This window comes from Ruegeria sp. AB8 (assembly GCF_056542605.1).
In genome coordinates this window covers 236565-262534 of sequence record NZ_JBQGAB010000001.1, presented here as the reverse complement: position 1 = coordinate 262534, position 25970 = coordinate 236565, and the positions used below count along the sequence as shown (strand labels likewise).

General features: G+C 58.7%; 23 protein-coding genes. 13 read left to right on the top strand and 10 right to left on the bottom strand.

The window, feature by feature from the left end:
• The first annotated feature begins 28 nt into the window (after positions 1–28).
• Together ACR0CG_RS01290 and ACR0CG_RS01285 are read left to right on the top strand one after the other, a co-directional pair.
• A complete protein-coding gene (locus ACR0CG_RS01290) occupies positions 29–1249 on the top strand; it encodes an N-acetylmuramoyl-L-alanine amidase (protein WP_480522483.1) in 1221 nt (406 codons plus the stop codon).
• A 95-nt stretch (positions 1250–1344) separates the two neighbouring features.
• Complete coding sequence (locus tag ACR0CG_RS01285) at positions 1345–3834, top strand: PBP1A family penicillin-binding protein (protein WP_170610366.1); 2490 nt, start codon at positions 1345–1347, stop codon at positions 3832–3834.
• Positions 3835–3856: 22 nt separating this feature from the next.
• Here ACR0CG_RS01285 and ACR0CG_RS01280 read toward each other — a convergent pair whose 3' ends face one another.
• On the bottom strand, positions 3857–4219 hold the full coding sequence (locus tag ACR0CG_RS01280; RefSeq protein ID WP_480522482.1) for an aminoglycoside phosphotransferase family protein: 363 nt from the start codon (positions 4217–4219) through the stop codon (positions 3857–3859).
• Positions 4220–4346: 127 nt separating this feature from the next.
• Between ACR0CG_RS01280 and prfB the strand changes: the two genes are divergently transcribed.
• From prfB to ACR0CG_RS01265, 3 genes are all read left to right on the top strand, one after another.
• Entirely contained in the window at positions 4347–5474 is a 1128-nt protein-coding gene (gene prfB / locus ACR0CG_RS01275; protein WP_170610394.1) for a peptide chain release factor 2, read from the top strand.
• 186 nt (positions 5475–5660) lie between these two features.
• Positions 5661–7058 carry an amidase gene (locus ACR0CG_RS01270; protein WP_480522481.1) on the top strand — a complete coding sequence of 466 codons (1398 nt, stop codon included), beginning with the start codon at positions 5661–5663 and terminating at the stop codon, positions 7056–7058.
• A 24-nt stretch (positions 7059–7082) separates the two neighbouring features.
• Positions 7083–7865 (top strand): DUF2189 domain-containing protein, encoded by a 783-nt coding sequence (locus ACR0CG_RS01265; protein ID WP_480522480.1) that lies wholly within the window; start codon positions 7083–7085, stop codon positions 7863–7865.
• A 28-nt stretch (positions 7866–7893) separates the two neighbouring features.
• Here ACR0CG_RS01265 and ACR0CG_RS01260 read toward each other — a convergent pair whose 3' ends face one another.
• The 3 genes from ACR0CG_RS01260 to ACR0CG_RS01250 form a co-directional block, all read right to left on the bottom strand.
• Positions 7894–8622 (bottom strand): helix-turn-helix domain-containing protein, encoded by a 729-nt coding sequence (locus ACR0CG_RS01260; RefSeq protein ID WP_480522479.1) that lies wholly within the window; start codon positions 8620–8622, stop codon positions 7894–7896.
• Positions 8623–8938: 316 nt separating this feature from the next.
• On the bottom strand, positions 8939–9499 hold the full coding sequence (gene ilvN, locus ACR0CG_RS01255) for an acetolactate synthase small subunit (protein ID WP_170610415.1): 561 nt from the start codon (positions 9497–9499) through the stop codon (positions 8939–8941).
• A gap of 67 nt (positions 9500–9566) precedes the next feature.
• Entirely contained in the window at positions 9567–11318 is a 1752-nt protein-coding gene (locus ACR0CG_RS01250; protein ID WP_480522478.1) for an acetolactate synthase 3 large subunit, read from the bottom strand.
• Between the two features lie 422 nt (positions 11319–11740).
• On the opposite strand from ACR0CG_RS01250, the gene ACR0CG_RS01245 reads away from it, so the two are divergent.
• Positions 11741–12586, top strand: a complete 846-nt coding sequence (locus tag ACR0CG_RS01245; protein ID WP_480522477.1) for a HalD/BesD family halogenase — start codon at positions 11741–11743, stop codon at positions 12584–12586.
• A 50-nt stretch (positions 12587–12636) separates the two neighbouring features.
• Positions 12637–13026 (top strand): bleomycin resistance protein, encoded by a 390-nt coding sequence (locus ACR0CG_RS01240; RefSeq protein ID WP_480522476.1) that lies wholly within the window; start codon positions 12637–12639, stop codon positions 13024–13026.
• 80 nt (positions 13027–13106) lie between these two features.
• Here ACR0CG_RS01240 and ACR0CG_RS01235 read toward each other — a convergent pair whose 3' ends face one another.
• Complete coding sequence (locus ACR0CG_RS01235) at positions 13107–13754, bottom strand: response regulator transcription factor (protein WP_170610423.1); 648 nt, start codon at positions 13752–13754, stop codon at positions 13107–13109.
• Positions 13751–15184 (bottom strand): cache domain-containing protein, encoded by a 1434-nt coding sequence (locus ACR0CG_RS01230; protein WP_480522475.1) that lies wholly within the window; start codon positions 15182–15184, stop codon positions 13751–13753. Before ACR0CG_RS01230 ends, ACR0CG_RS01235 begins: the two co-directional genes overlap by 4 nt.
• Positions 15185–15433: 249 nt before the next feature.
• Between ACR0CG_RS01230 and ACR0CG_RS01225 the strand changes: the two genes are divergently transcribed.
• The 3 genes from ACR0CG_RS01225 to ACR0CG_RS01215 all read left to right on the top strand — a co-directional run bounded on the left by ACR0CG_RS01225 (position 15434) and on the right by ACR0CG_RS01215 (position 19935).
• A complete protein-coding gene (locus ACR0CG_RS01225; protein ID WP_170610429.1) occupies positions 15434–16516 on the top strand; it encodes a TRAP transporter substrate-binding protein in 1083 nt (360 codons plus the stop codon).
• A 120-nt stretch (positions 16517–16636) separates the two neighbouring features.
• Positions 16637–17563, top strand: coding sequence for a TRAP transporter small permease subunit (locus ACR0CG_RS01220; protein WP_170610432.1), 927 nt, complete (start codon positions 16637–16639; stop codon positions 17561–17563).
• 17 nt (positions 17564–17580) lie between these two features.
• Entirely contained in the window at positions 17581–19935 is a 2355-nt protein-coding gene (locus tag ACR0CG_RS01215; protein WP_480522474.1) for a TRAP transporter large permease subunit, read from the top strand.
• Positions 19936–20066: 131 nt separating this feature from the next.
• Here ACR0CG_RS01215 and ACR0CG_RS01210 read toward each other — a convergent pair whose 3' ends face one another.
• From ACR0CG_RS01210 to ACR0CG_RS01195, 4 genes are all read right to left on the bottom strand, one after another.
• A complete protein-coding gene (locus ACR0CG_RS01210; RefSeq protein ID WP_480522473.1) occupies positions 20067–20456 on the bottom strand; it encodes a VOC family protein in 390 nt (129 codons plus the stop codon).
• 9 nt (positions 20457–20465) lie between these two features.
• Positions 20466–21290, bottom strand: a complete 825-nt coding sequence (locus ACR0CG_RS01205; protein ID WP_480522472.1) for an arginyltransferase — start codon at positions 21288–21290, stop codon at positions 20466–20468.
• Positions 21291–21367: 77 nt separating this feature from the next.
• Complete coding sequence (locus ACR0CG_RS01200; protein ID WP_480522471.1) at positions 21368–21799, bottom strand: RDD family protein; 432 nt, start codon at positions 21797–21799, stop codon at positions 21368–21370.
• Between the two features lie 66 nt (positions 21800–21865).
• On the bottom strand, positions 21866–22288 hold the full coding sequence (locus ACR0CG_RS01195) for a DUF2852 domain-containing protein (RefSeq protein ID WP_480522470.1): 423 nt from the start codon (positions 22286–22288) through the stop codon (positions 21866–21868).
• Positions 22289–22366: 78 nt separating this feature from the next.
• Between ACR0CG_RS01195 and ACR0CG_RS01190 the strand changes: the two genes are divergently transcribed.
• From ACR0CG_RS01190 to ACR0CG_RS01180, 3 genes are read left to right on the top strand one after another with little or no spacing between them, the layout of a single operon-like run.
• On the top strand, positions 22367–22831 hold the full coding sequence (locus tag ACR0CG_RS01190) for a DUF4440 domain-containing protein (RefSeq protein ID WP_480522469.1): 465 nt from the start codon (positions 22367–22369) through the stop codon (positions 22829–22831).
• Positions 22832–22880: 49 nt separating this feature from the next.
• Positions 22881–25676 carry a bifunctional [glutamine synthetase] adenylyltransferase/[glutamine synthetase]-adenylyl-L-tyrosine phosphorylase gene (locus tag ACR0CG_RS01185; RefSeq protein ID WP_480522468.1) on the top strand — a complete coding sequence of 932 codons (2796 nt, stop codon included), beginning with the start codon at positions 22881–22883 and terminating at the stop codon, positions 25674–25676.
• A complete protein-coding gene (locus ACR0CG_RS01180; protein ID WP_480522467.1) occupies positions 25660–25932 on the top strand; it encodes a hypothetical protein in 273 nt (90 codons plus the stop codon). Before ACR0CG_RS01185 ends, ACR0CG_RS01180 begins: the two co-directional genes overlap by 17 nt.
• Positions 25933–25970: the final 38 nt, after the last annotated feature.

Genomic DNA, 25970 nt, shown 5'->3' with positions numbered 1-25970 from the left:
CAACACGATCTCGGGAAAACTTGAGGCCATGAGCAGACTTTTCTATGCCTTCGCGCTGATCTGGGCGCTGACGGGCGCTGTCGCAGCGCAGGATTTCAGCGCCCTTGCGCGCGTGCAGCCGGACCAAAGCCGTATCACGGATGTCGGCCGAACCGGCGTGAAGGTGGATATCGGGCTGAGCCAGGGCGTACCTTACCGCGTTTTCACTTTGCGGGATCCGTATCGCATGGTTCTTGACTTCCGCGAGGTCGACTGGACCGGTCTGATCAGCAGTGAATTCCTGCAATCCGAACGGATCAGTGGGGTGCAGTTCGGCACTTACGTCCCCGGCTGGTCCCGTCTGGTTCTGGAACTTGGTGCGCCGATGGGTGTCGATACGGCGCAGTTGAAGCTGGATCAGATAACAGGCACTGCGGTGTTGTCCCTTATGCTCAAGGGGGTCGAGTTCGACGTATTCAATGCCAGCGCCGGTGCTCCTCAGGTTCCCGGTTGGGATTTGCCGGAAGCGACCGCCCCACTTCCGGCGGCGCCGCGTGATCCCGACGGACCCATTCGCGTCATGCTGGACCCTGGACATGGCGGCATCGACCCGGGGGCCGAGGTTGGCGGGACCGATGAAAAAACCCTGATGCTGACCTTTGCGCGCGAACTGAAAGAACTATTGCTGCGTTCAGGTGGGTATGAAGTGGTTCTGACCCGCGTCGAGGACCAGTTTGTTTCGCTGGAGCGGCGAATTGCGCTGGCGCATCGGGCCGGTGCCGATGTGTTCATCTCGCTGCACGCGGATTCCCTGTCGGACGGGCAGGCGCATGGTGCGGCCGTGTATACCCTGTCAACTGACGCATCGGATGTTGCCAGCCAGAAACTTGCGGAACGTCACGACCGGGGCGACCTGCTCTCGGGGGTGGATCTGAACGGGGCCGACGATCAGGTTGCGGATGTTTTGCTGGACATGGCCCGTCAGGAAACCAGACCGCGCACCAACGCATTGGCGCGGGCTTTGGCCAATGGCATGGCGCAGCAAGGTGGTCCGATGAACCGGCGGCCCGTCCGTACGGCGTCGTTTTCGGTTCTCAAGGCGGCGGACATTCCCTCGGTACTGGTCGAACTGGGTTTTCTTTCCAGCCCCAGAGACCTGAAAAACCTGCAAAATTCCGAATGGCGCGCGCAAATGGCGCGTGGGATTTACAACGGTCTGGAAAACTGGCGACAGCAGGATGTGATCAGACGCTCATTGATTGGCCAGTGACCCCGCGTCGCAAACAGGCTAGAATACGCCATGGTGTTTTGACCTGGCGTGGGGCCGACACTATATAGGCCGCACCGCGAGTAAAAGGCAGTACAGTGATCCGGTTCATTCTTTCGTTTTTCGGGGCGATCTTCAGCCTCGTGACCCTGGGTATCTTCATGGCGGCACTGGTCATCGGTGCGGTCTTCTGGATGTATGGGCGCGACCTGCCCAGTCATGAATCACTGGCGCAGTACAAGCCGCCCACGATCAGCAGGATTTATTCCGGTAAAGGGCAACTGATCGACGAATTCGCCCAGGAGCGCCGCCTGTTCACGCCGTCCGAGGAAATCCCGGATCTGGTGAAGCAGGCCTTTATTTCGGCGGAAGACAAGAATTTCTACACCCATCAGGGCTATGACCCGCGCGGGATAATTGCTGCGGGTGTCGAAGCGGTGAAATCCAAAGGTGAAAACGTGCGCGGCGCGTCGACCATCACGCAGCAGGTCATGAAGAACTTTCTGTTGTCCGGCGACCGGCAGGCCGAACGCAAGATCAAGGAAATCATCCTTGCGACCCGGCTGGAAGACACTCTGGACAAGGAACAGATCCTCGAACTTTACATGAACGAGATCTTTTTGGGCCAGAACTCTTACGGTGTGACGGCGGCTGCACAGACGTATTTCAACAAGACGCTGCAGGAGCTGGCCCCGCATGAGGCCGCCATGCTGGCGGCCATGCCGAAGGCGCCGTCAAACTACCATCCGGTTTTGCAAAAGGAACGGTTGCTGGCGCGTCGCGACTACGTGCTGCGGGAAATGAACCAGAACGGCTACATTGATCGGGCCACCTATGAGGCCGAGGTCAACATGCCTTTGCGCTCGGTACAGAACGGTGACTTTGAAAGCTTCCGCACCGCATTGCCGCCCCGTGACTATTTCACCGACGAAATCCGCCGCCAGCTGAGCGAGGATTTCGGTGAGGGTGAGTTCTTTACCGGCGGCTTCACGGTGCGTGCATCGGTGGACGAGGAAATGCAGGTCGAAGCTGCCAAGGCCCTGCGCACGGCCCTGCAGAAATACGACCGCTCGCGCGGGAAATGGCGCGGTACGGGTGAGGTGATCCCGGAAGAAAAACTGGCGGAGGAAGCCCAGTGGCGCGAGGCGCTGGCCATCATGGAAATTCCGCGCGATGTCGAATTGCCGACCCAATGGTATCCGGCTGTTGTGATGAACGTGGCCGATCAGTCGCTGACCGTGGGTATCGAAAACGGTCCGGCAGACGGAACCATTCCACGCGAAGACATCAAATGGATGCAGGGCAGCTTCAAGGACAATTTCAAGCGCGGCGATGTCATTCTGGTGATGGCCGGGGAAGAAGGGCAGTGGTCTGCCCGCCAAGTGCCTGAGGTGCAGGGCGGCTTCGTCGCGATGGATGTGAACTCGGGCCGTGTTCTGGCGATGCAGGGCGGGTTCTCGTATCAGGATTCGGTGTTTAACCGTGCCACGCAGGCTCAGCGTCAGCCGGGATCCAGCTTTAAGCCTTTCGTCTATGCCGCCGCGCTGGACAGTGGTTACAGTCCCGCCACGATCGTTGTGGACGCCCCGATCGAGGTGAACACGCCGCAAGGTCTCTGGCGGCCCAAGAACTCGTCGAACAAATTCTACGGGCCGACACCGCTGCGTACCGGGATCGAACAGTCGCGGAACCTCATGACCATCCGTCTGGCCCAGGAGGTGACGATGCCGGTGGTTGCGGGATATGCCGAACGGTTTGGTGTTTATGACCGAATGGGCGCGTTCCTTGCGAACTCGCTGGGATCGGAAGAAACGACGCTGTACAAGATGGTCGCCGCCTATGCGATGTTCGCCAACGGCGGCGAGCGGGTCGAACCCACTCTGGTCGACCGTATTCAGGACCGGTTCGGAAAGACGATCTACCGGCATGATGACCGCCAGTGTCTGGACTGCAACTCAACCTGGCTGGAACCGGATGAGTCGCCGCAGATCGTGACCGATCGCGAACAGGTTATGGATGCCATCACCGCCTATCAATTGACGTCTATGATGAAAGGCGTGGTTGATCGCGGCACTGCGTCACGTGTTGTCAACCTGCCGGTGCCGACTGCCGGCAAGACCGGCACCACCAACGAATCCAAGGACGCCTGGTTTATCGGCTTCACCTCGAACATCGTGGCCGGCTGCTATATTGGCTACGACCGGCCTCGTCCGATGGGCAGTGGCGCCTATGGCGGTACGATGTGCGGGCCGGTATTCCAAAGTTTCATGGAAAAGGCGGTCGAGAAATATGGCGGCGGTCCGTTCGAAGTTCCGCCAGGCGGGCACTTCATCAAGATTGACCGTTTCAGCGGGGCGCGCTTGCCGGAGGACGCGGTCGGGGAATATGTAGTTGCCGAGTATTTCCGCGACGGTGTCGATGGCTTCATAGACCGGATTTTCGATGGCGGCTTTGCCATGGGATCCGATTTGCCACTGTTCGAAGAAGTAAGCGGATCGGGTCGGCAGGTGACAACTTCCACCGGAAGCACAGTTACGGTCGGACCCAACGCAAGCCAGGGTGATCTGCAGGGGGGCGGACTGTACTAGTCCGCAACTTGTACGAATAGGTTCAAAAGATCGGTTCGCTGTCATCAGTAATCTGTTCACAAGACCGCCAGCAGATCGATAGCGCACATTTGGCAGCAGCCCATTTGGCAAACCGTTTGGCCGGCACGTCCAATGCGTCCGAATAGAGCGACAGGCAGCGGGTAATATGCGAAGGCTCGCGTACAAGTTCCGGCATGCCTTTCGGATGTCGCATAGCGTTTGCCAGTTCGAAAGTAGCATCCCCCAGATATCCCTTGGCATCTATAACCCGAGGACCGGGATCCGATAGTAGCACGTTGTCGGTATGCAGATCGCCGTGAAGCGGGTCGTGCGTGTGCTGACTGCTTAACAGATCTTGGGCCAGCCCCGTGTCCGCAAGCAACACGATGCGTGTCAGGTCCCAACTGTCAAAAACTCGCCCGACGCATCCTTCATTCGCATCTCACTTGTCTTGTGGTGGCTCTCGCCTCTTGCTATCACGCAGGCCTGATTGAGCAAGTTGGGACAAAACCATGCGCGCCGAAACCCAGAATATTGTGGCGGAAATAGAAAAGTCGCTGGAGCTGCTGGCGAAGCGCATGGATTACGAAACGGCGCCGCACCGGCTTGAGGAATTCAACGCACGCGTCGAAGACCCGAACCTGTGGGACAACCCGGAGAACGCTCAGAAGCTGATGCGCGAACGCCAGATGCTGGTCGATGCCATCGAAACCTACGAGTCGATCAAGACCGACCTGAGTGACAATGTCGAACTGATCGAACTGGGCGAGATGGAAGAGGACGAAGAAGTCGTTGCCGACGCCGAGGACGCTATCAGGAAACTGAAGGCCAAGGCCGCCAAGAAAGAGCTTGAGGCCCTGCTGGATGGCGAGGCAGACGGCAATGACACGTTCCTTGAGATCAACTCGGGCGCGGGGGGCACCGAAAGTTGTGACTGGGCCTCGATGCTGGCGCGGATGTATGTGCGCTGGGCCGAGAAAAAGGGCTATACGGTCGAATTGCAGTCCGAGACCGCGGGTGAAGAGGCGGGGATCAAGTCTGCCGCCTACAAGATTTCAGGCCACAACGCCTATGGTTGGCTGAAGTCGGAAAGCGGGGTGCACCGGCTTGTGCGCATCTCGCCCTATGACTCGGCGGCCAAGCGGCACACGTCGTTCAGCTCGGTCTGGGTCTATCCGGTGGTTGACGACAATATCGAGATCGAGGTGAACCCGTCGGACATCCGCATCGATACTTACCGCTCTTCGGGTGCCGGTGGTCAGCACGTGAACACCACGGACTCGGCGGTTCGGATCACGCACATCCCCACGGGCATCGTTGTGACCTCGTCCGAGAAGTCGCAGCACCAGAACCGTGACATCGCCATGAAGGCGCTGAAATCGCGCCTGTACCAGCAGGAACTGGACCGTCGCAACGCCGATATCAACGCGGCGCACGAAGCCAAGGGCGATGCCGGGTGGGGCAATCAGATCCGGTCTTACGTGTTGCAGCCTTATCAGATGGTCAAGGACCTGCGGACCAATCACGAAACCTCGGACACCAAAGGGGTTCTGGACGGTGATCTGGATGGGTTTATGGCAGCCACGCTGGCCCAGAACGTTGCCGGCAAAAGCCGGTCCGAAGCGCAGGGCGACGGCTGATCACAAGGGGGCTCTGCCCCCGTCTCGGCGGGACGCGACTCCCCCGGGATATTTTTGGCCAGATGAAGCGGATCCGCCGGGGTGCCTGGGGGTCCCGAAAAGATACATGTAAACAGTGGGTTTAATTGGCAGGTTGCCCCGGCTAGGCTGGTGGCGACCACGTTGTATCTGAGCTGATGAACTCCCATGGATCTGAGCCAATCTTCCGCCGTTGCATTGCTGTCTGCGCTGTCCTCGGGGCAATTGACGGCTGCTGAGTTAATGCGCGAAACCTTGCATCGGATTGCCAGCGTTAATGGAGAGGTCAATGCCATCGTCGCCCTACGCGATGAGGATGAGTTGATGTCCGAGGCTGAGGCGCTGGATGCCGGTCCCCGGGGCGGCCCACTGCATGGACTGCCCATGGCGGTCAAAGATCTGGTCAATGTGGCCGGGATTGTGTCGTCTCATGGATCGCCGATTTACCGAAACAACGTGCCCGAGCGGGACGATCTGATCGCAGAAAGATTGCGGACTGCCGGTGCCATTCTGATCGGCAAAACAAATACACCCGAGTTTGGGCTGGGATCGCATACGTTCAATCCGGTGTATGGCGCCACGCGCAACCCGTACGACCCCGCCCGAACCTGCGGCGGTTCGTCCGGTGGCGCGGCGGTGGCGCTGGCAACGGGCATGGTGGCCTTGGCGGATGGCTCGGACATGATGGGCAGCCTTCGCAACCCGGCGGCCTGGAACAATGTATACGGGTTCCGGCCAAGCTGGGGCCGGGTTCCGAGTGAACCGATCGGAGACGGTTTTCTGCATCAGCTTTCGACATTGGGCCCCATGGCCCGCAGCCCGCAAGATATGGGTATTTTGCTGGACGTCATGGCAGGTCCGGATGCACGTCAGCCATTGTATGTTGATGGCGCTGTGTCACCTGTGCAGCCGGCTGATCTCACGGGTTTGCGTGTTGGCTGGCTGGGTGACTGGGGCGGTGCCTTTCCGTTCGAAACCGGGATCGTCGATCTGTGCCGGTCTGCGCTGACCGTGTTTTCGGATTTGGGGGCCGACGTCGAAGAAACAAAACCGCCTTTTGACGCAAGCCAGATCTGGGACAGCTGGATTACACTACGATCCTGGAGCGTTGCGGCTGGGCTTTTGGAACTTTCGGAGCATCGGGACGTGCTGAAGGATACCGCACAATGGGAGCTGGATCGGGGACTGGCGCTGAGTGCGATGGACGTGCATCACGCCAGCGTTCTGCGATCCGAGTGGTATCGATGTGCCGCCCGTTTGTTTGAGACGTATGATGCGCTGGTGCTGCCAACGGCCCAGGTTTGGCCTTTCGCCGTCGAAACTGCGTATCCGACCGAAATAGACGGGCAGGCGATGGACACCTATCACCGCTGGATGCAGGTCGTCACACCGGTCAGCCTGATCGGGTTGCCCTGCCTGTCGGTTCCTGTGGGTTTTGGAGAGAACGGTCTGCCAATGGGAATGCAGATTTTCGGGCCGCGCGGCGCGGATGCAAAGCTCTTGTCCATCGGGGCAAGCTATCACGATGCAACCGGCTGGCCCCAAAAACGACCGGCCCTGCAATAGGGTCGCTGGGGAGGAGAGACAGACATGGAAAAACCCTTTGGTGTTCCGGTAATGCAGCAGGCCGATACGGCGATGCTGCGGCAGGCTATTCATCAGGCATGGGCCGATTATCGTCGGGCGCCGGTGTTCGGGATTCTGTTCGCGGGATTCTACGTGTTGGCCGGGTGGGCAATGGCATGGGTCACCCTGAAAACTGGAACCACCTACTGGCTTGTTCTGGCCGCGATCGGTTTCCCGCTGCTTGGGCCATTTGCGGCGGTTGGACTGTACGAAGTATCCCATCGGCTTGAGCAGGGAGAACCGCTGGATTTCGGGTCGATTTTTGGCGTGGTGCTGCAGCAGGGCCGCCGCCAGTTGCCCTCAATCTGTGCGATCATCGTGGTGATGTTTCTGTTCTGGTTCTTTCTGGGGCACATGATTTTCGCTTTGTTCATGGGGCTTTCCACCATGACGAATGTCTCTTCCTCGATTGAGGTGTTTTTGACTGCGAACGGATTGGCGATGCTGGCCATCGGCTCGATCGTTGGCGCAATATTCGCGACCGTGCTGTATATGATCACCGTGCTTTCGATTCCGATGCTGCTGGATCGCGAACTGGATTTCGTAACCGCCATGATCGCCAGCTTCGGCTATGTCCGTGACAATTTCCCGGTCATGATTGGATGGGGCATGTTTATTGCGGTTCTGACCTTTGTGGCGATGTTGCCTTGGTTTCTTGGGCTGTTTCTTGTGTTGCCGTTACTGGGCCACGCCAGTTGGCATCTGTACCGGCTGATCACGCAGGAACAGAATGCTGTTTCCGAGTAAGGCAGGGGGGGCTGTTCCGAGTACAGGATCAGAGCCAGGCGCGCGCGGCCCTTGCCGCGCCGAAGACAGCGGACCGATCCGATCCCAGATGCCGCAACATGATCCGCTGTGTCCCGCTGGGGTCCGTGGATGTGTCCGACAACCTGATTGCCACGCCCCGCAGTTGACCGGCCTGATCTCCGGAATGATGAGAGATCAGGAACATCCGGCTGTTTTGCGCGTCGCGCTGTGACGTCAGGATATAGATCTGACGACCAGCGCAGGCGGCAATGCCCTGAACCTCACGTTCTTTGGGCGGCGCCTCGGGCATGGTGGGACGAGGCTCGTAGCTGCGCACAAGCGTACATTGCGGCAGTCTGCGGGCGTAGAACAACCGATGCCGCAGAGCAGTGTTGCTGTCCAGCGCTGTTTCCGTCGCATAGTAGAATCCGGCAGGAAACAGGGTCTCGGGCAAGGCATTCGGGCCAGACCCCAGGAACTCGGTCAGGGCCGAGGCAGCGGGGTGGCGGAAAGGCTGGGCGATCTCGTCCAGTGGTTTCAGCAGGATACGGGCGTCGACTTTGAAAAAGCGGCAAATGCGGTCCAGTACGTCGGGCCTGGGAAAGCTCTCGCCGCCAAGATATCTGTTGTACTGCGTCCGGTTGATACCAAGCTGGCGGCAAAGCTCTGAGACAGATGGGTACTGGTGAGACAGCAATCTCAGATTTGCGCCGAACATTCTGCGCAATTCAGTAGGGCTGCGGAAGTCATTCGTCATTCTCGTCCCGGAACTCACGTACTCTTTTTGGAACCAAGGACACGTGCGGCTCATAGGGCGCGCTGCGTCTGAAATCGTGACTAAACACCTGACGGACGTGTGGTCACGTCTCGTTGCGTGTAGAGGCTAACGCGCAAAGGAATAAACGCAATAGGCTAAATCGCCAATTGAGTGGTCTTATTCTTGATTTCCGAGGCGTATGGCAGTTGAACCGCGCCCATACTTGAGCACGCGTCGCAGTCAATTGGGGTGCTAACCAGGGCCGGCTGGCCCGCCCCGGTCGCAATGATCTTGTGTCCGGAGCGGAGTTTTCAGCTCAGTCGCCGCGCAGCAGGGCGGCAACGCCAGTACGGGCGATCTCCAAAAGGCCCAGAGGACGCATCAGATCGGCGAAGGCGTCGATCTTGTCCGGGGCGCCGGTGATCTCGAAGATGAAGGAATTCAGCGTGCTGTCGACCACGTTGGCACGGAAGATGTCCGCCAGACGCAGCGCTTCGACCCGCTTGTCGCCTTCGCCCACAACCTTGATGATCGCCAGTTCACGCTCGACCGAGGGACCTTCGACGGTCAGATCATGCACGTCATGGACGGTAACGATCCGGCCAAGCTGCGCCTTGATCTGCTCGATCACTTGCGGTGTGCCTGTGGTTACGATGGTGATACGGCTGAGATGGCCGGTATGGTCCACCTCGGCCACGGTCAGGCTTTCGATGTTGTAACCGCGGCCCGAGAACAGCCCGATCACGCGGGCCAGAACACCCGGTTCGTTCTCGACCAGAACGGCGATCGTATGCTGTTCCTGCACGTCCGAGAAAGTCGGGCGTAGGTTGTAGGCCGAATGGCGGTTCGCGCCTTTTTTGATATGTAGGGCAGACATTTATGTCCCTTTCGTCATCACATAGTGCCGGGCACAAGAGGCACCCGACAAAATTTGTCGATTTTTGTCAGACCAGAACCGACCCTTTGGAGTCGATGACGCCCTGCGTTTCGGCCTCGCCCAGCAGCATCTCATTGTGCGCCTTGCCCGACGGGATCATGGGGAAGCAGTTCTCGTGCTTTTCAACCAGACAGTCAAAGATCACCGGGCCGTCATAGTTGATCATCTCCATGATCGCATCATCCAGATCGGCCGGGTCAGTGCACAGGATGCCCTTGGCTCCGAAAGCTTCGGCGAGTTTGACGAAATCGGGCAGCGCTTCGGACCACGAATGGGAATAGCGTTCGCCATGCAGCAATTCCTGCCACTGACGCACCATGCCAAGACGTTCGTTGTTCAGGATGAACTGTTTCACCGGCAGACGATACTGCGCTGCGGTGCCCATTTCCTGCATGTTCATCAACCACGAGGCCTCTCCGGCAACGTTGATGACCAGCGCGTCAGGATGTGCCATCTGTACGCCGATCGAGGCCGGGAAACCGTAGCCCATCGTACCCAGACCGCCAGACGTCATCCAGCGGTTCGGATCCTCGAACCCAAGATACTGCGCAGCCCACATCTGATGCTGGCCCACTTCGGTTGTGATGTAACGGTCGTGGTCCTTTGTCAGTTCTTCCAGCCGTTGCAGCGCGTATTGCGGCTTGATGGTCTTTTCGCTGTTGGTATAGGCAAGGCAGTTGACCTTGCGCCACTCATCGACCTGAGCCTGCCATTTCTTGACCGCGGCGGCGTTGGTTTTGCGCCCGCGGGCTTTCCAGACTTTCAGAATATCCTCGAGAACATGGGCGACGTCGCCAACAATCGGTATGTCCACACGGATCACCTTGTTGATCGACGAAGGATCAATGTCGATATGGGCTTTTTTCGACTTCGGCGAGAATGCATCGATCCGGCCGGTGATACGGTCGTCGAACCGCGCGCCGATATTGATCATCAGATCGCAATCGTGCATCGCCAGATTGGCTTCATAAAGACCATGCATGCCGAGCATACCCAGCCAGTTCTTACCCGACGCCGGATAAGCACCCAGCCCCATCAGGGTCGAGGTGATCGGAAAGCCCGTCGCGTCTACCAGTTCGCGCAGTAACTGACTGGCGGCAGGGCCCGAGTTAATCACGCCGCCGCCGGTATAGAACACGGGCTTTTTCGCGGATTCCATCGCCGCGACAAGTTCGGTGATCTCTTCCAGATCACCTTTCAGCACCGGCTGGTAATGCGAAGTCGATGGCTTGGGCGGGCTGTATTCGCCCGAGGCGAACTGCACGTCCTTCGGGATGTCGATCAGCACCGGACCGGGGCGGCCCGATTTGGCGACGTGAAAGGCCTCGTGCATGGTCGCGGCCAGAGAATCCGTATCTTTGACCAGCCAGTTGTGCTTGGTGCAGGGGCGGGTGATGCCAACGGTGTCGGCCTCCTGAAAGGCGTCCGAGCCGATCATGAATGTGGGAACCTGACCGGTCAGAACGACGATCGGGATCGAGTCCAGCAACGCATCCGTCAGACCCGTTACCGCGTTTGTGGCACCGGGGCCGGACGTCACCAGCGCTACGCCGGGCTTCCCGGTCGAGCGGGCATAGCCTTCGGCGGCATGAACCGCGCCCTGTTCGTGACGTACCAGGATGTGGCGAATGTCGTTTTGCAGAAAGATCTCATCATAGATCGGTAGCACGGCGCCGCCGGGGTATCCGAATACCGTGTCCACGCCCTGATCTTTGAGGGCCTGAACTACCATCTTTGCGCCGGTCATCTCACGTGTCATCTGCTTTGCTCCGTTCGCGACATGTGTCTTGCGTTTGACAAAAAAAAGCCCCCGAGATTTTCGGAGGCGCATGGGTTCGATTATGGTTTACCGTTACCGGCCCATGCGCGTGGTTCCTACGATTACGACTAGCGTTTTCATCGCCAGAGGCTCCTTCTTTGCGTGGGGGGACATTATGAGCGGGGGGAAGGGGCGTCAACAGGCAATTGTGCCAATTTTCTATCTCAGGGCGCGGTTTTTGCGACATTTTGTTGCGCAGATTGCCGCATGCCCGGAATTTCCGTGAAATTGGGCCGGTTGGGGTCAATCCTTGCCATGTCAGCAGTGGTCTAATTGCGTCAGCCTCATGTCTGAAATTGACATGAGAGGTGCAATTGTCTGGGTCACGCTGAACCCAGGTCAACAGTTTCAGGAGGCGAACCATGCTACAGGATTTGGTGGATCTGGGACGGTATCCGATCGACAGGCCGGACTCGCGCGCCTATGATCAGATGATCGCCGATCTGCGGCGGGATCTGGACAGGGACGGATGCGCGGTTTTGCCCGGGTTTGTGCATCAGGCGGGGCTGGACCTGCTGGTGCGCGAAGCCGATGCGGTCGCCCCCCAGGCACATCGCTCGTTCAACCGGACAAACGCCTATTTCACCAAGGACGATCCCCGGTTCGGGATCGGCCATCCGATACGACGCTTCTATGACCGATCAAACGCGTTTGTTCCGGCGGACAATTTCCCGGATTCCGGCCCCCTGCGCCGGATTTACGAATATGAAGGCTTCATGCCGTTCGTGCGGGATGCGCTTGACGAGTCCGAGGACCGGTTTTTCCGTTACGACGATCCCCTGGCGGACGTGATTATCAACGTGGTCGAGGAGGGGCAGGGCTTTCCGTGGCACTTCGATACCAACAATTTTACGGTGACGCTTGCCATCCAGAACGGTGTAACCGGCGGCACGTTTGAATATGTGCCCAATTTGCGCACGGCAGAAGACGAGAATTTCAGCCAGGTGGCCTCGATACTGGATGGAAACCGGGCGCAGGTACGTGAACTGGAACTTCAGCCGGGGGATCTGCAGATATTTAAGGGGCGGTATGCGCTGCATCGGGTTGCTCCGGTCAAGGGACCGCGCAACCGCTACGTCGGGATATTCTCGTTTGTCGAGACGGCAGGGATGTGCGGCGGGGTCGAAAGGACCCGGCAACTTTGCGGTCGCGTATTGCCACATCACTATGAACGAGAAGGGAACCGGCGAGATCAGTTGCTGGATTGACCCCATATCGGGATGTGAGAACCCATGATCAATCGGCCGAAGGGAGCCTCATGCCACGAATTTTGCAACTGACACCGTTTGTTCTGTGTTCCTCATTAGATGCCCAGATCCGCTTCTACACCGAACGGCTTGGGTTTACCTGCAATTTCAGGCAGGACAATTATGCCTTCCTGAGGCACGGAGCCGTCGCGATCCGCCTTTTGCAATGCCCGCCACGCGATGATGGCCGCCCTTTGGGCGATGATCAGTCCTTTTACATCGATGTCGAGGGCATCGACGATCTGTTCGAAAGCCTGCGTGCGGGATTGGCTGACCTGCCAGCGGGCCGCGTGCGCCCACCGTTTGACCAGCCCTATGAGCAGCGCGAATTCCACGTGATAGATGAAGACGGGACACTGGTTTTCTTTGGTGAGGACATCAGAGAGAGACCGCAGGGATAAACCCTCCCGCCCATCGTCAACACGCCTTTGGCGTATCCGCTCTGGTTGGGCCGGGCAGCGCTGCGCGCTGCAAGCGCGTATCAGAAGCCGGGGCTTGTCCCCTGCAACATGCCATGTTCCAGCGCATAACGGGTCAGACCGGCAGTCGATGAGATGCCGAGTTTGCGCTTGATGTTCTTGCGGTGCGTTTCGACGGTGCGCACGGAAATATCCAGCGCATGCGCGACGTCCTTGTTCGATTTACCTTGCGCAAGCTCCAGCAGGATCGTCTGTTCACGCCCGGTCAGCGCTTCGCGTGCGTTGTCTCCTTTTGGTTTCAGCGACCCGCTGGCCCCGGTGCACAGATATTGTTCGCCCTTCATCACCGCGTCGATGGCATGTTTTATCTCATCGGTCGGGACGTCTTTCAGGATGTATCCTTTCGCGCCATGGCTCAGGGCGGTCGAAATGTACTCGGGGCTGTCGTGCATGGACAGGATCAGGATGCGAATGTCGGGCAGGCGTTCCAGAATGATTTCTGTGGCGCTGAGCCCGCCCATGCCCGGCATGTTGAGATCCATCAGAACAACGTCCGGGTTCAGCCGCGCAGCCTGATCCACTGCGTCCTGCCCGCTGCCGAGGGTTCCGACGACTTCGATACCGTCATAACTTTCGAGGATGGACTGGATGCCTTCGGCGACCATGGGATGGTCATCAACGATAAGGACTCGGATTGTTTGCTCGGTCATGTCCCGGCCTTTCGGTTCGGTGTCGCGTCGTCCTGAGGGGACAAGAGGTGGCTGAGGGGCAGGTCGACGTCGATTACTGTTCCGCTTTGCGCGCCGCGTGATGACAGAATGCGCAGCGATCCGTCAAGCTGTTCGATACGCTCCTGCATATTACGCAATCCAATCCCGGCGCTGGACTGGTCCGGCCCGGTGCGCAGGCCGCAGCCATTGTCGGTGATGCGCATGGTCGCACCCTTCTTGTGCCCGCGCAGGTCGATTGTAACACGGGTCGCCCCAGAGTGACGTTCGACGTTGGTCAGTGCCTCCTGTGCGATCCGGTAGAGCGCGATCTTGCTGTCCTGGTCCAGCCGATTGCGGAAAACGACTGTGGTGAATTCGGTTTCAATCCCGGTGCGCTCGGCAAAATCGTCGGTCAGCGCCTTGAGGGCAGGGCCAAGGCCCAGATCGTCCAGTACTCCGGGACGCAGGTCCCGGCTGATGCGGCGGACTTCGGTGATGGCAGAGCCCAGGTTGTCGATCCCCTTGTCGAGCGGGTCCCGGGCACCGTCATCATCACCGCGAAGCAGACGTCGGCGCGCATTGTCCAGCGCGTATCGCACCCCGACCAGAATCTGGCTGATCCCGTCATGCAACTCGCGCGCCACGCGGCCCCGTTCTTCCTCTTGCGCGTCAAACACGCGTTGGGTCAGCTCTTTCAGCTTGGCGTCCGCCAGCCGCCGCTCGCGGAAATTTAGCAACATGCCCGATGCGAACACGATCAGTACCGCCGCCAGAACAATACCGCCGATATACATGAATGTTCGTCGCACCCTCGCTTCGACCTCGGCCCTTGCGTTTGCGACCGTGGCGACGATGTCATCGATAAAAACGCCGGTGCCGACAACCCAGCGCCAGTCCTGCAATCCGACCACATAGGCAATCATCTGCGCCTCTTCCCCGGTCGAGGGTTTTTGCCACATGAAACTGTGCCAGCCTGCGCCCTGGCGGGCCATGCGGATGAACTCATCCACGACAGGGGTGCCGTCACTGTCGGTCAGGCCGACCCAGTTGCGGTTGATGAACTCGGTCTGGCGCGGACTGACCAAGTTGTTGCCGTCATAGTCATAAACAAAGAAGAACCCGTCCTTGCCATAGATCATCGCCGCCAGGATTTGCGTCACAAGACTTTTGGCTGTGTCATCATCAGGCTCGGCGCGACCATAAATGTAGGCAAATCCGTTGCGGGCCTGCGTGACGTAGTTGCGCAGTTCTTCCTTTTTGGCCTCGATCAGGCGCCGCTCAAGCGCCTGTATCTCGCTTTCGGCAGTTGCGCGCGATTCATAAGCAACGACCAAAGCAATCGCGGCCACTGCCAAAACCAGAGGAATTGCCGCAACAAGCGACAGCTTTTGCGCATAGGTGAGTGAGACCAGATGTCGAAGCCCTGCCATGTTCGAATCGATACGCAAGCCCGGCCGGAAAAGCAAAAGGATTGCGGGGACGGAAAAACAGATTTGGCGGAAATTCAGCGGAACGGGCCTGAAAACACGGTATTTGCATCTGGCGAGATGAAAAAAACCTGATCGTCTACGTAGTACTTGGTATTCACATTCCCGCGACGACATTTAGGCTGACGCGCACCGAAAACGACTGACCCGGCTGTCGCCGGGTTTTTGAATATGTAGGGGAGGAACACTCATATGGATCGTCGTTCATTTCTGAAAACATCTGCTCTGGGCGGCTCGGCAGCTGCAGCCACCACGCTGGCGGCACCGGCTTACGCGCAGGGCAAGCGCACGCTGACCATGGTGACTTCGTGGGGTCGTGGTCTGGCTGGTGTTTTCGACAGCGCACAGCGTTGTGCCGACAGCATCACGGCAATGTCGGACGGCAACCTGACCGTTGACATCAAAGCTGCCGGCGAACTGGTTGGCGCGTTCGAGGTGTTTGACGCGGTATCGTCCGGTCAGGCCGACATGTACCACGCCGCTGACTACTATTTCGTTGGTCAGCACCCGGGCTATGCCTTCTTCACCGCTGTTCCGTTCGGCATGACCGCGCAGGAAATGGTGAACTGGTACTACCAGGATGGCGGCATGGAGCTGCATGACGAACTGGGTCAGATCTTTGGTCTGAAGTCGTTCCTGGCCGGTAACACCGGTGCACAGGCGGGCGGCTGGTTCTCGAAAGAGATCAACAGCCCCGAAGATTTCAACGGTCTGAAGTTCCGCATGCCGGGTCTGGGCGGTAAAGCACTGGGTAAACTGGGCGCTTCGGTTCAGAACATTCCGGGTTCGGAAGTGTATCAGGCGCTGTCCTCGGGCGCGATTGACGGAACCGAGTGGATCGGTCCGTGGGCCGACGAAAAGGCCGGTTTCCAGGAAATCACCAAGGTTTACTACACCGCCGGCTTCCATGAACCGAATGCGGGCCTGTCTCTGGCAACCAACCGCGACGTGTTCGAAAGCCTGACACCCGCCCAGCAGAAGATCATCGAGATCGCTGCAGGCGAATGTCACCAGTGGAACCTGTCGCAGTTCCTGGCCAACAACGGTGCCGCACTGCAGCGTCTGCAGTCGGGTGGCGTCAAGGTCATGGAATTCCCTGACAGCGTCTGGGATGCATTTGGCCAAGCCAGCCAGGAAGTGCTGGACGAGAACATGAGCGATGAGCTGTTCAAGAAGATCCACGACAGCGCCGTTGCTTCGTCGACCGCGTCTTCGGCATGGCTCAACCTGTCGTCGGGCGTCTACACCTCGCAGCGCGACCGCGTCCGCGGCTAACATCCGGCTCACACTCACATGGTTCCCCCGCACATGCGGGGGAACCTTTCCTGTTGCACATGCACGGTGATTTCAAACCGGCTATAATAACAAGTGCAACTGACGCGACCTGGGGACAACATGCAGGACGAAAACGGTATCTCGTTCTTCGGCGCCCTGTGGAATGGACTGGTGTGGTTCATTCAGAACATTGCCGAAGCCTTCTATAATTTCGGATACGCCATCACGCATCCGCAACTCTGGCTGAACTGGTCGGACAAAGAGGCGATCATGCGCTTTGTCTACTACGGCGGGTCGGTCGAGTTCTTCTTTGTGGTTTTTACCATCTTTCTGGTTCTGACGGCCGTAGGGCTGTATTTCAGGAACTTTATGTGGGGGATGGTGCGCGGTCTCGAAGGGTTCGCCAACACCACTGGCCGGTTCTTTGCCTGGGCCGGTCTGCTGATGGTCATCCAGCAGATCGTCATCGTTTTCATGCAGCGCGTGTTCGCGCGTCCCGACATGGCATTTGGTTTCGGTATTCCGATCCAGATGGACATCAGTTGGTATGCTGAAGAGCTTAAACTTTACAACGCCATGGTCGTATGCCTGTGCTGCACCTACACATTTGTGCAGGGCGGTCACGTGCGCGTCGACCTGATCTATGCCGGGATCAGCTACAGGGCCAAGCGTGTGGTCGATATGCTGGGGTCGGTCCTGTTCATGATGCCGATGGCGGTACTGACCTGGATGTACGGCTGGTACTTCATGTGGCGGCACCTGATCGTGCCGAAACCATCGGCCAGCGACACGCTGGACAGGCTGGTCATGAAATCCCGCGCGATGCGCTGGAATGTCGAAACCATCGGTTTCAGCCCCAATGGTTTCAATGGCTACTTTCTGTTCAAAATTCTGCTGATTGCCTTTGCTGCAATGGTGTTTCTGCACGCGATTGCATTCCTGTACCGGTCTTACCTGGAATTTGTGGAAGGGCCGGAAAGCGAAGGAAAATACCTCGACAAGGACAGCCTTGGTGAGGGTGAAGAAGCCTACGAAGGCGCACATTAAGGACGGAGACCAAGACAATGCTATTCGGACTTGATGGCGTCGAGATAGGCCTCATTATCGTATTCTTCTGCCTTTTCGGAGGCATTCTGAGCGGCTTTCCGGTGGCCTTCGCCATTGGTGGGGCCGGGGTGATCTCGTTCGGGATCATCGCGGCTTTGGACAGCGCCGGGTTGCTGATCCATCAGGCAATCGACACCGGGTCACAAGCCTATCGGGACGTCGTGAACTCGGGTGTCAAACCTGATGTGATCTCGGTGTTTCGATATCCGGACTTGCCCACGATGGCAGAACCGGTCTTTACCGCAGGGTGGGAAACAGCGCTGGACCGGAACGTATCCTTCATCGTGAACCGGATGAATGAGCGTGTTCTGGCGGGGCAGTCGATTGAAACCCTTCTGGCCGTTTTGATGTTCGTACTGATGGGCATCACCCTGGAACGCTCGAAAATCGCAAACGACCTGCTGACCACCATGGCCCGGGTCTTTGGCCCGCTGCCCGGTGGTCTGGCCGTTTCGATCGTGGTTGTGGGCGCGTTTCTGGCTGCCTCGACCGGTATCGTGGGCGCGACCGTAGTGACCATGGGCCTGCTGGCGCTGCCCACAATGCTGCGCAACAACTACTCGCCGGAACTGGCGACCGGTGTGATCGCTGCCTCGGGCACGCTGGGGCAGATCATTCCGCCCTCCATCGTGATCGTTCTGCTGGGAACGCTGGCGGGTGATCTGTATTCCACCGCACAGGAAACCCGCGCGGTCGAGGCCGGGTGTACCGACGCGCTGACCTATCTGGGCGAGCCTGCTGTGGTTTCGGTGGGTACGCTGTTTCAGGCGGCATTGCTGCCGGGTATCATGCTCGCGTTGCTCTACGCGCTTTATGCCTTTGGCTACGCTTTGCTCAACCCGGAAAAGGCGCCCGCGGTCGAGATGTCCGGTGGTGGCGGTGAACCAATCACACGCGCCGAGGGTCTGACATGGCTGTTGGGTGTTCCGGTGGCATTGATCGCCGGTGCCTTCCTGCTGAGCAGTGTTGGCGCGATCGGAAGCCAGAATATCACTGTCTCCGGGTTTTCGGATATCGGGCAGGGCGCTTCGCTGCGGACCAGCGTGTCGGCCGAATGTCAGGCGTCGATGATCGAGTTGCATGGCCAGCAAGCATGGGATCAGGCCGTCGCCGAGCAAGAGGCGATTGACGCTGCCGGTGGCGTGTCCGAGGCGCAGCGGCTGAGCGAAGAAGAGCTGGCCGCCGCGCAGGAAGCCAAGATCGCTGCCGCAGCGCCGATCGGAACCGGCGTTGCAATTGTCGTGGTACTGTTGGGCCTGACTCTGGTGCTGGGCCGCGGCATCGCGCCGTCCCGTCCCGTGCAGCCCTTGATCGTGGGTGGGATTGGCTTGTTGCTGATGCTGCTGGTCGATGTGCTGCTGGTTGCGCCAACGACCACATCAGGGGCCACGTTCGTGCTGTTGGCGTTGCCATTTGCGCTGGCCATCTATGGCTGCAAGGAGGCCGCCGCGCGCTGCGCGACCAATGATCTGATCCGCGTGGTGTTCCCGCCGCTGGTTCTGATCATCGCTGTTCTCGGCTCGATCCTTGGTGGTGTGACCAACCCGACACCGGCAGCCGCGCTGGGGGCTGGTGGTGCGATCATGCTGGCTGCATACCGCAAGCTGAAGGATCAGGAACGGTCGGGCAATATTATCATCTGGTCGACCTTTGCCGTGATCATCTGCTTGCTGCTTGGGGTGAATTTCGACCTTAGGATCAATCAGGGCGGTGTCACCGCTGAGACCTGGGTAGCCTTCTTCCTGGCCTACGGTACCTATCTTTTCGCCTTGTTCGGCTTGCTGTTCGGATGCTGGGTGTTGTTCTCCAGCGGCGTTCTGACTCCTGTGGTGCGGGAAACCGCAAAAGTGACCTCGATGGTGTTCACGATCCTGATCGGCTCGCAATTGCTGAACCTGGTGGTGATCTCGTTCGGGGGCGAGCACTATATCCAGCAATTCCTCAAGAGTTTCGACAACGAGTTCACGGTCTTCCTGATCGTGATGCTGGTGCTGTTCATCCTTGGGTTCGTGCTGGATTTCCTGGAAATCATCTACATCGTGATCCCGATCGTGGGACCTGTGATCTATGGCGGGTCGTTCGATCCGAAATGGGTGACGATCATGGTGGCGGTGAACCTGCAGACCTCGTTCCTGACACCGCCATTTGGGTTTGCGCTGTTCTACCTGAGGGGCGTCGCGCCCAAAGAGGTGACAACAGGTCATATCTATCGTGGGATCGTTCCGTTTGTCCTGATTCAGGTCGTGGGCATCGGAATCCTGTGGTTCTTCCCATCGATTGTAACCATTGTGCCGGATCTGATCCCGAATTGATCAAAGACTGACAAAATGAAAATGGGGCCTTCGGGCCCCCTTTGCTTTGAACTTGGTAGGAAGGGGCCAGCCCCTTCCTGGCCTTTGGCCAGTTCATCCCCGGGATATTTTCAGCCAGATGAAGATACGGATCAGGTGAACTGGATCAGGTCCCAGCGATTGCCGAACGGATCGCACCAGACGGCGACGGTGCCATAGGGTTCTTGGCGGGGGTCCTCTTCGAAATGGACACCGTTTTCACGCATTGCGGTGTGGTCGCGTTGGAAGTTGTCAGTTTCCAGAAAAAAGCCGACACGGCCGCCTGTTTGATTGCCGATGGCGGCCTTTTGGTCGGGACCGTCAGCCTGTGCGAGCAAAAGCGATGCGCCTCCGGAACCCGGTGGCGCAACACGAACCCATCGCTTGCCTTCGCCAAGCGCAATATCCTGCAACAGCGCAAAATTCAGTGTTTCGGTATAGAATGCAATCGCCTCGTCATAATCCGGAACCACCAGGGTGACGGCGTGCAGGTTTTGGCGCATGGATGCTGTTCAGCCTTTAGTCGGGTGGCGGTCAGGCAGCTGAATATTGGCGACTTGTTCCGCGATCGGAGCTGTAGACAATGGATGATGCTGCGCATCGGGCAGGCCATCAGGATCCCGGATAGGTTTCCATTCGTTTTGAATATACGCTTCCAGACCCGAGAACCGGGCCTTGTATCCCATTTTGGGACTGCCCGGAACCCAGTAGCCCAGGTACACGTAAGGCAGGCCGGCCTCGCGCGCGATATCGATATGATCGAGGATCATGTAGGTGCCAAGCGAATTGGACGGTTGGGCGGGGTCGTAAAAGGAATAGACCATGCTGAGCCCGTCATTGAGCACATCTGTCAGGCTGACAGCGATCAGATCGCCGGTTTTGGGGTCAGCATATTCAACCACGCGACTGCGGATCGGCGTTTCCTCGATCATCGCGGCGAACTCGAAAACATCCATGTCCGCCATGCCGCCATCGGCGTGGCGGGTATCGAGATAGCGGCGAAACAGCTCGTACTGTTCGTCCGTCGCCCAGGGGGAATTGGCGCGGCGCTCCAGACCCTCATTGCGTTTTGCGGCGCGTCTCTGGCTTTTGTTGGGTTGAAAGGCCGACACGTCGATCCGGGCGGACAGGCAGGCGGCGCAGTCCGTGCAGGATGGGCGGTAGAGTACATTCTGAGAGCGGCGAAAACCCTGTTGGGACAACGAGTTATTCAACTGATCCGCGCCATCACCCTGAAGGGCAGTGAACAATTTACGCTCCATCCTGCCCTCAAGATAAGGACAGGGCTGTGGTGCCGTCACATAGAATTGTGGCGCTATTGGCAGCGTGTGTCGCATGAAAGTCCCGTGTTTCCCGCAACGCGATGATAGCAACGCTTCCGCGAGCCGCCAAGTGATTCAAGGCGTCGGTTCTTTTATGCCCGCTGGTTGATCATGACGGTTCCAAGGAACGCGTCGGTCAGCCCCTGGCAGCGGGAACTGGTCAGCATCATGATGACAGAGATGATCTGGATCACGAAGAATGCCATGCTGACAAAATAGCCGGCGGTATGGGCCAGTGCTTTGCCGGTATCCATCCGGGCACCGAAGGCATCGCGCAATTCAATGTTCATGAAGCGCATTCCCAGCGTCGCGGATCCGTTCGAGATGGTGACAACCCGGTACACAAAGCTGATGACCGCGTAGATAAGGGGCAGGAAGAAAACGCCCATTCCAAATGTCAGGAAGACCGGGACGATGCAAAGAAGCGAGATGAAGGCGATGTCGAAAAGCCATGCGACAAAACGTTTGGTCGCCACGGACTGATAGAATTCAGGCTGGCGGTCGGGATCGGGCAGGTGGGTCATTAAAGGAATTCCGGGAGCTTATGTAGGTGTACCCTGTCCCGAATGACGGGACAGGGCAAGGCTGGATCAGGTGCGCTCGCCGTTTTCCGGCTCTTCATGGTTTTCGCGGGCGCGTTCATCCATGAACTGGTCGAATTCGGCCTTGTCCTTGGCTTCGCGCAGGCGATGCAGAAATGCTTCGAAATCTGCCTGTTCACGCTCCAGTCGGGCCAGCGTGTCGGCCTTGTAGGCGTCAAATGCGCTGTTGCCCGAAGGTTTCATGGCGCTCATGTGGCTGTGCCAGGTTTTGCGGCGGCTGCAGGATTTGCTGAACATACGTTTGCTCCAGATCATGTAGGCCAGAAGGGCCAGGCCAATCGGCCAGAAAATGATGAAACCAAGCACCATGACGGCGATCCAGGCGCCTTTGCCTTTGTCGTCAAGCCAGGCCTCGGAACGGTGCAGCCATCCCGGGTTTTGGGGAGTGGCGTGGTCGGACAATGCGGTCATTTCAGGTCTCCGGGGTTGATGTAAATCGTCTTCACATCACCAAGATGGGAGCGGAAAAACCGGGTTGCAAGGGGTAATGTGAAAAAGATTTACATTTTGGCAATTTCCTCAACTGCGGTTGACGCAGGGGCATCACTCGCGCAGGTTCCGGCTATGGATGACCGCGAATACAAATCCGCCCCGACATTGGAAGAAATCCTTTCGCTTGAACGCCAGGTCTGGACGGCGCTGGTCGAGGGGGACGCGACGGCTGACCGGGCCTTGCTGAGCCCGGATTTCTTAGGCGTATACCTAACGGGCTTTGCGAACCGTGACGCTCATGTCGGGCAGTTCGCGGATGCGCCGACGATGGCCAGTTTTGAACTCGGCGATGCGAGGCTCCGGGTTTTGACGGAGGACATCGTATTGCTGAGTTATCGCGCTGACTACACGCGCCCGAATTCGAAGATGAAAGAGGCGATGTTGATTTCATTTCTTTGGGAAAGGCGGCACGGCGTTTGGGTTAACAGTTTCAGTCAGGACACGCCTTTGACCGGAGAGTGACCGGATTGTCTCATTGACGTTGCTCAACGGTGATGCGCAACCTGCGCGCATGACAGATGCACTTGCCATTATTCGCGCACCGCTCGCCTATGATCCCGTTTTGGGGGCCGAGACGCGGGCGTTGGTGCCTGATCTGACCAGCGAACAAGGTGATCTGATCGCCGGAACAGCCGGTTCCAGTCCTTATCTGAAAAGCCTTGTTGAACGAGAGGCCGAATGGCTGTCGGGCGCATTGCACCACCCTGATCAGGCGCTGGCAGATGTGATGGATGCCGCCCGTGCATTGCCGCCGGATCAGTTGAAACCGGGGTTGCGGCAGGCCAAGCGGCGCGTGGCCTTGCTGACCGCGCTTGCTGATCTGTCCGGGGTCTGGCCTCTGGAAAAAGTGACTGCAGCGCTGACCGATTTTGGTGCGCTGGCAGCGGATGTCGCTGCCAAGGCGGAAATCACGGCTCTGATCAGACGCGGCAAACTGCCGGGAATGACCGAGGAAGATGTTGTAAACGCTGCCGGAATGGTCATCCTGGCTATGGGCAAGATGGGTGCGCACGAACTGAACTACAGTTCGGACATCGATCTGATCATCTTGTTTGACGAGACACGTTTCGAACCGGATGATTTCTATGACGCGCGGCAAAGCATGGTGCGCGCGACCCGCAATTTCTGCGCCACGCTGAGCGAGAAAACCGCTGATGGCTATGTATTCCGCACCGATCTGCGCCTGCGCCCCGACCCGGCCGTAACACCGGTCTGCATGGCGATGGAAGCGGCGGAACGGTACTATGAAAGCCTGGGTCGCACTTGGGAACGTGCCGCCTATATCAAGGCGCGCCCCTGCGCGGGCGATATTGCGGCCGGAGACAGGTTTCTTGACGCGCTGCGCCCCTTTGTCTGGCGCCGCCATCTGGACTTTGCAGCGATTCAGGACGCCCACGACATGCGCTTGCGCATTCGGGAAAACAAGGGGACCGGCGGCACGCTGACCATCCCGGGCCATGACATGAAACTGGGGCAGGGTGGCATTCGGGAAATCGAGTTCTTCACCCAGACACGCCAGTTGATTGCGGGTGGCCGCGACCCGGATCTGCGGCTGCGCGCAACGGTTCCGGGGTTGGCGGCGCTGGCGAACAAGGGGTGGGTGCCGCAGGACGTTTCAGAAAAGCTCAGCGATCACTACCGCGCCCATCGCGAGGTTGAGCACCGCATCCAGATGGTTCACGACGCCCAGACCCACAAGGTTCCGAAATCCGAAGACGGAATTGAACGCGTCGCCTGCCTGATGGGGATCAGCAGCGCCGCGTTGCAATCGGACCTGACCCGCAGGCTGACCGAAGTACATGAACTGACCGAAGGGTTTTTCGCCCCGGGGCATGGCCCACGGCCGAGCTCGGTAGAAAGCGTAGAATTTGACAAGAACGTTTTGGCCCGCTGGCCGACTTACCCCGCTTTGCGCTCGCAGCGCGGCGCACGGATATTCGAACGCCTGAAGCCCGAATTGCTCTCGCGTCTGGCCAAGACAGCCCAGCCCGACGAGGCCTTGCAGGCGCTTGATGGGTTTCTGGCCGGATTGCCCGCCGGTGTGCAGCTGTTTTCCCTGTTCGAAGCCAACCCGCAACTGATCGACCTGCTGATCGATATTGTTGGCACTTCACACGCGCTGGCTACGCATCTGTCGCGCAACGCTTCGGTTTTTGATGCCGTCATAGGCGGCAGTTTCTTTGCCGATTGGCCCGGGCAGGCCGCGCTTGAGGCTGAGTTGACGCAGGCGTTGTCTGGTGAGGACGATTATGAATCCCGGCTGGATCTGGCACGGCGCTGGTGCAAGGAATGGCATTTCCGCATCGGTGTACACCACTTGCGCGGATTGATTGACGGTGTAGAGGCCGGGCGGCAATACGCCGAACTGGCTCATGCCGTGATCGCCGCAATCCTGCCCTGCGTGGCCGAACAGTTTGCCCGCAAACATGGTCCGGCGCCGGGGCGCGGGGCCGTGGTTCTGGGCATAGGCTCGCTAGGGGCGGGGCAGATCAACTCGCAATCCGATCTGGACATGATTGTAATCTATGATCCGCTGGATCAGGATATGTCGGACGGGCCGCGTCCGTTGGGCACGCGTCCGTATTTTGCCCGATTTACACAGGCCCTGATCACCGCCTTGTCTGCGCCGATGTCGCAAGGACGGCTTTATGAGGTCGATATGCGCCTGCGCCCCTCCGGCAATCAGGGTCCGGTGGCTACAAGCTGGGCCAGTTTTACCAATTACCAGAAAAATGAGGCCTGGGTGTGGGAACATCTGGCGCTGACCCGTGCCCGCGTCGTGGGCGGTGACCCGGACCTTGGCGCTGCGATCGAAACCTTCCGCGCAGATTTCATGGCGCAGCCGCGCGACCGGGACAAGATCTTGCGGGAGGTCGCCGAAATGCGGGAACGGCTTGCCGCCGCAAAATCGCCGGCTGGTATCTGGGATGCCAAGAACGGCCCGGGGCGGATGATGGATATCGAACTTATGGCCGAAACCGGAGCGTTGCTGGCAGGCATTCCCCAACGCGACGTGCATTCCGGGCTTGACGGCGCGGTCGCTGCCGGGTTGCTGGATGTCGCGCAGGCACAATCTCTGAAAGACTGTTACGACCTATGCTGGTCGGTACAATGCGCTGCGCGACTGCTGTCGGGTAAAGTGATCGAGGCTGATCAGATCGGCGAAGGCGGCACCGCCTTCCTTTGCCGGGCCACTGGATTTGATCAGGTCAGCCAGTTGCAGAACGCGCTGCAGGAAAGCTACGATACGGCCGCCCGGCTGATCGGGGTGGTGATGCAAGGGGAAGACGATGGGCCGAAACACTGATCCAAACGATCACAAGGGTCTGATACTCGAGGCCTATCGTATAGACGGCATCACTTTGCCCGAATGCCGCAGTATCTTTCTGGACTGGGCGCTCAGCCTGCCTGCGGATCGTGATCAGACGCAGGCCCTGACCGAGTTGCACGCGGCTTACGCAACTGAAAATGCTGAACATCCTATGACGCAGGTGCTGAGTGAGGGGCTGCAAACCGCTCAGGCTCCGAAGCGGCGCGGCGGCTGGCGCGGGCGCGACAGGTAAACAAGGGGTTTCGCAGACCTGCGTTCGCCACTAAGAGG

Bases quoted from the DNA above. Each gene is read 5' to 3' on its own strand.
- ACR0CG_RS01265 (WP_480522480.1), top strand. From the start codon at position 7,083: ATGGAAAAACCCTTTGGTGTTCCGGTAATGCAGCAGGCCGATACGGCG.
- ACR0CG_RS01205 (WP_480522472.1), bottom strand. From the start codon at position 21,290: ATGCGACACACGCTGCCAATAGCGCCACAATTCTATGTGACGGCACCA.
- ACR0CG_RS01250 (WP_480522478.1), bottom strand. From the start codon at position 11,318: ATGACACGTGAGATGACCGGCGCAAAGATGGTAGTTCAGGCCCTCAAA.
- ACR0CG_RS01270 (WP_480522481.1), top strand. From the start codon at position 5,661: ATGGATCTGAGCCAATCTTCCGCCGTTGCATTGCTGTCTGCGCTGTCC.
- ACR0CG_RS01235 (WP_170610423.1), bottom strand. From the start codon at position 13,754: ATGACCGAGCAAACAATCCGAGTCCTTATCGTTGATGACCATCCCATG.
- ACR0CG_RS01225 (WP_170610429.1), top strand. From the start codon at position 15,434: ATGGATCGTCGTTCATTTCTGAAAACATCTGCTCTGGGCGGCTCGGCA.
- ACR0CG_RS01195 (WP_480522470.1), bottom strand. From the start codon at position 22,288: ATGACCGCATTGTCCGACCACGCCACTCCCCAAAACCCGGGATGGCTG.
- ACR0CG_RS01230 (WP_480522475.1), bottom strand. From the start codon at position 15,184: ATGGCAGGGCTTCGACATCTGGTCTCACTCACCTATGCGCAAAAGCTG.
- ACR0CG_RS01245 (WP_480522477.1), top strand. From the start codon at position 11,741: ATGCTACAGGATTTGGTGGATCTGGGACGGTATCCGATCGACAGGCCG.
- ACR0CG_RS01180 (WP_480522467.1), top strand. From the start codon at position 25,660: ATGGGCCGAAACACTGATCCAAACGATCACAAGGGTCTGATACTCGAG.
- ACR0CG_RS01210 (WP_480522473.1), bottom strand. From the start codon at position 20,456: ATGCGCCAAAACCTGCACGCCGTCACCCTGGTGGTTCCGGATTATGAC.
- prfB (WP_170610394.1), top strand. From the start codon at position 4,347: ATGCGCGCCGAAACCCAGAATATTGTGGCGGAAATAGAAAAGTCGCTG.
- ACR0CG_RS01240 (WP_480522476.1), top strand. From the start codon at position 12,637: ATGCCACGAATTTTGCAACTGACACCGTTTGTTCTGTGTTCCTCATTA.
- ACR0CG_RS01200 (WP_480522471.1), bottom strand. From the start codon at position 21,799: ATGACCCACCTGCCCGATCCCGACCGCCAGCCTGAATTCTATCAGTCC.
- ACR0CG_RS01260 (WP_480522479.1), bottom strand. From the start codon at position 8,622: ATGACGAATGACTTCCGCAGCCCTACTGAATTGCGCAGAATGTTCGGC.
- ACR0CG_RS01290 (WP_480522483.1), top strand. From the start codon at position 29: ATGAGCAGACTTTTCTATGCCTTCGCGCTGATCTGGGCGCTGACGGGC.
- ACR0CG_RS01215 (WP_480522474.1), top strand. From the start codon at position 17,581: ATGCTATTCGGACTTGATGGCGTCGAGATAGGCCTCATTATCGTATTC.
- ACR0CG_RS01185 (WP_480522468.1), top strand. From the start codon at position 22,881: ATGACAGATGCACTTGCCATTATTCGCGCACCGCTCGCCTATGATCCC.
- ilvN (WP_170610415.1), bottom strand. From the start codon at position 9,499: ATGTCTGCCCTACATATCAAAAAAGGCGCGAACCGCCATTCGGCCTAC.
- ACR0CG_RS01220 (WP_170610432.1), top strand. From the start codon at position 16,637: ATGCAGGACGAAAACGGTATCTCGTTCTTCGGCGCCCTGTGGAATGGA.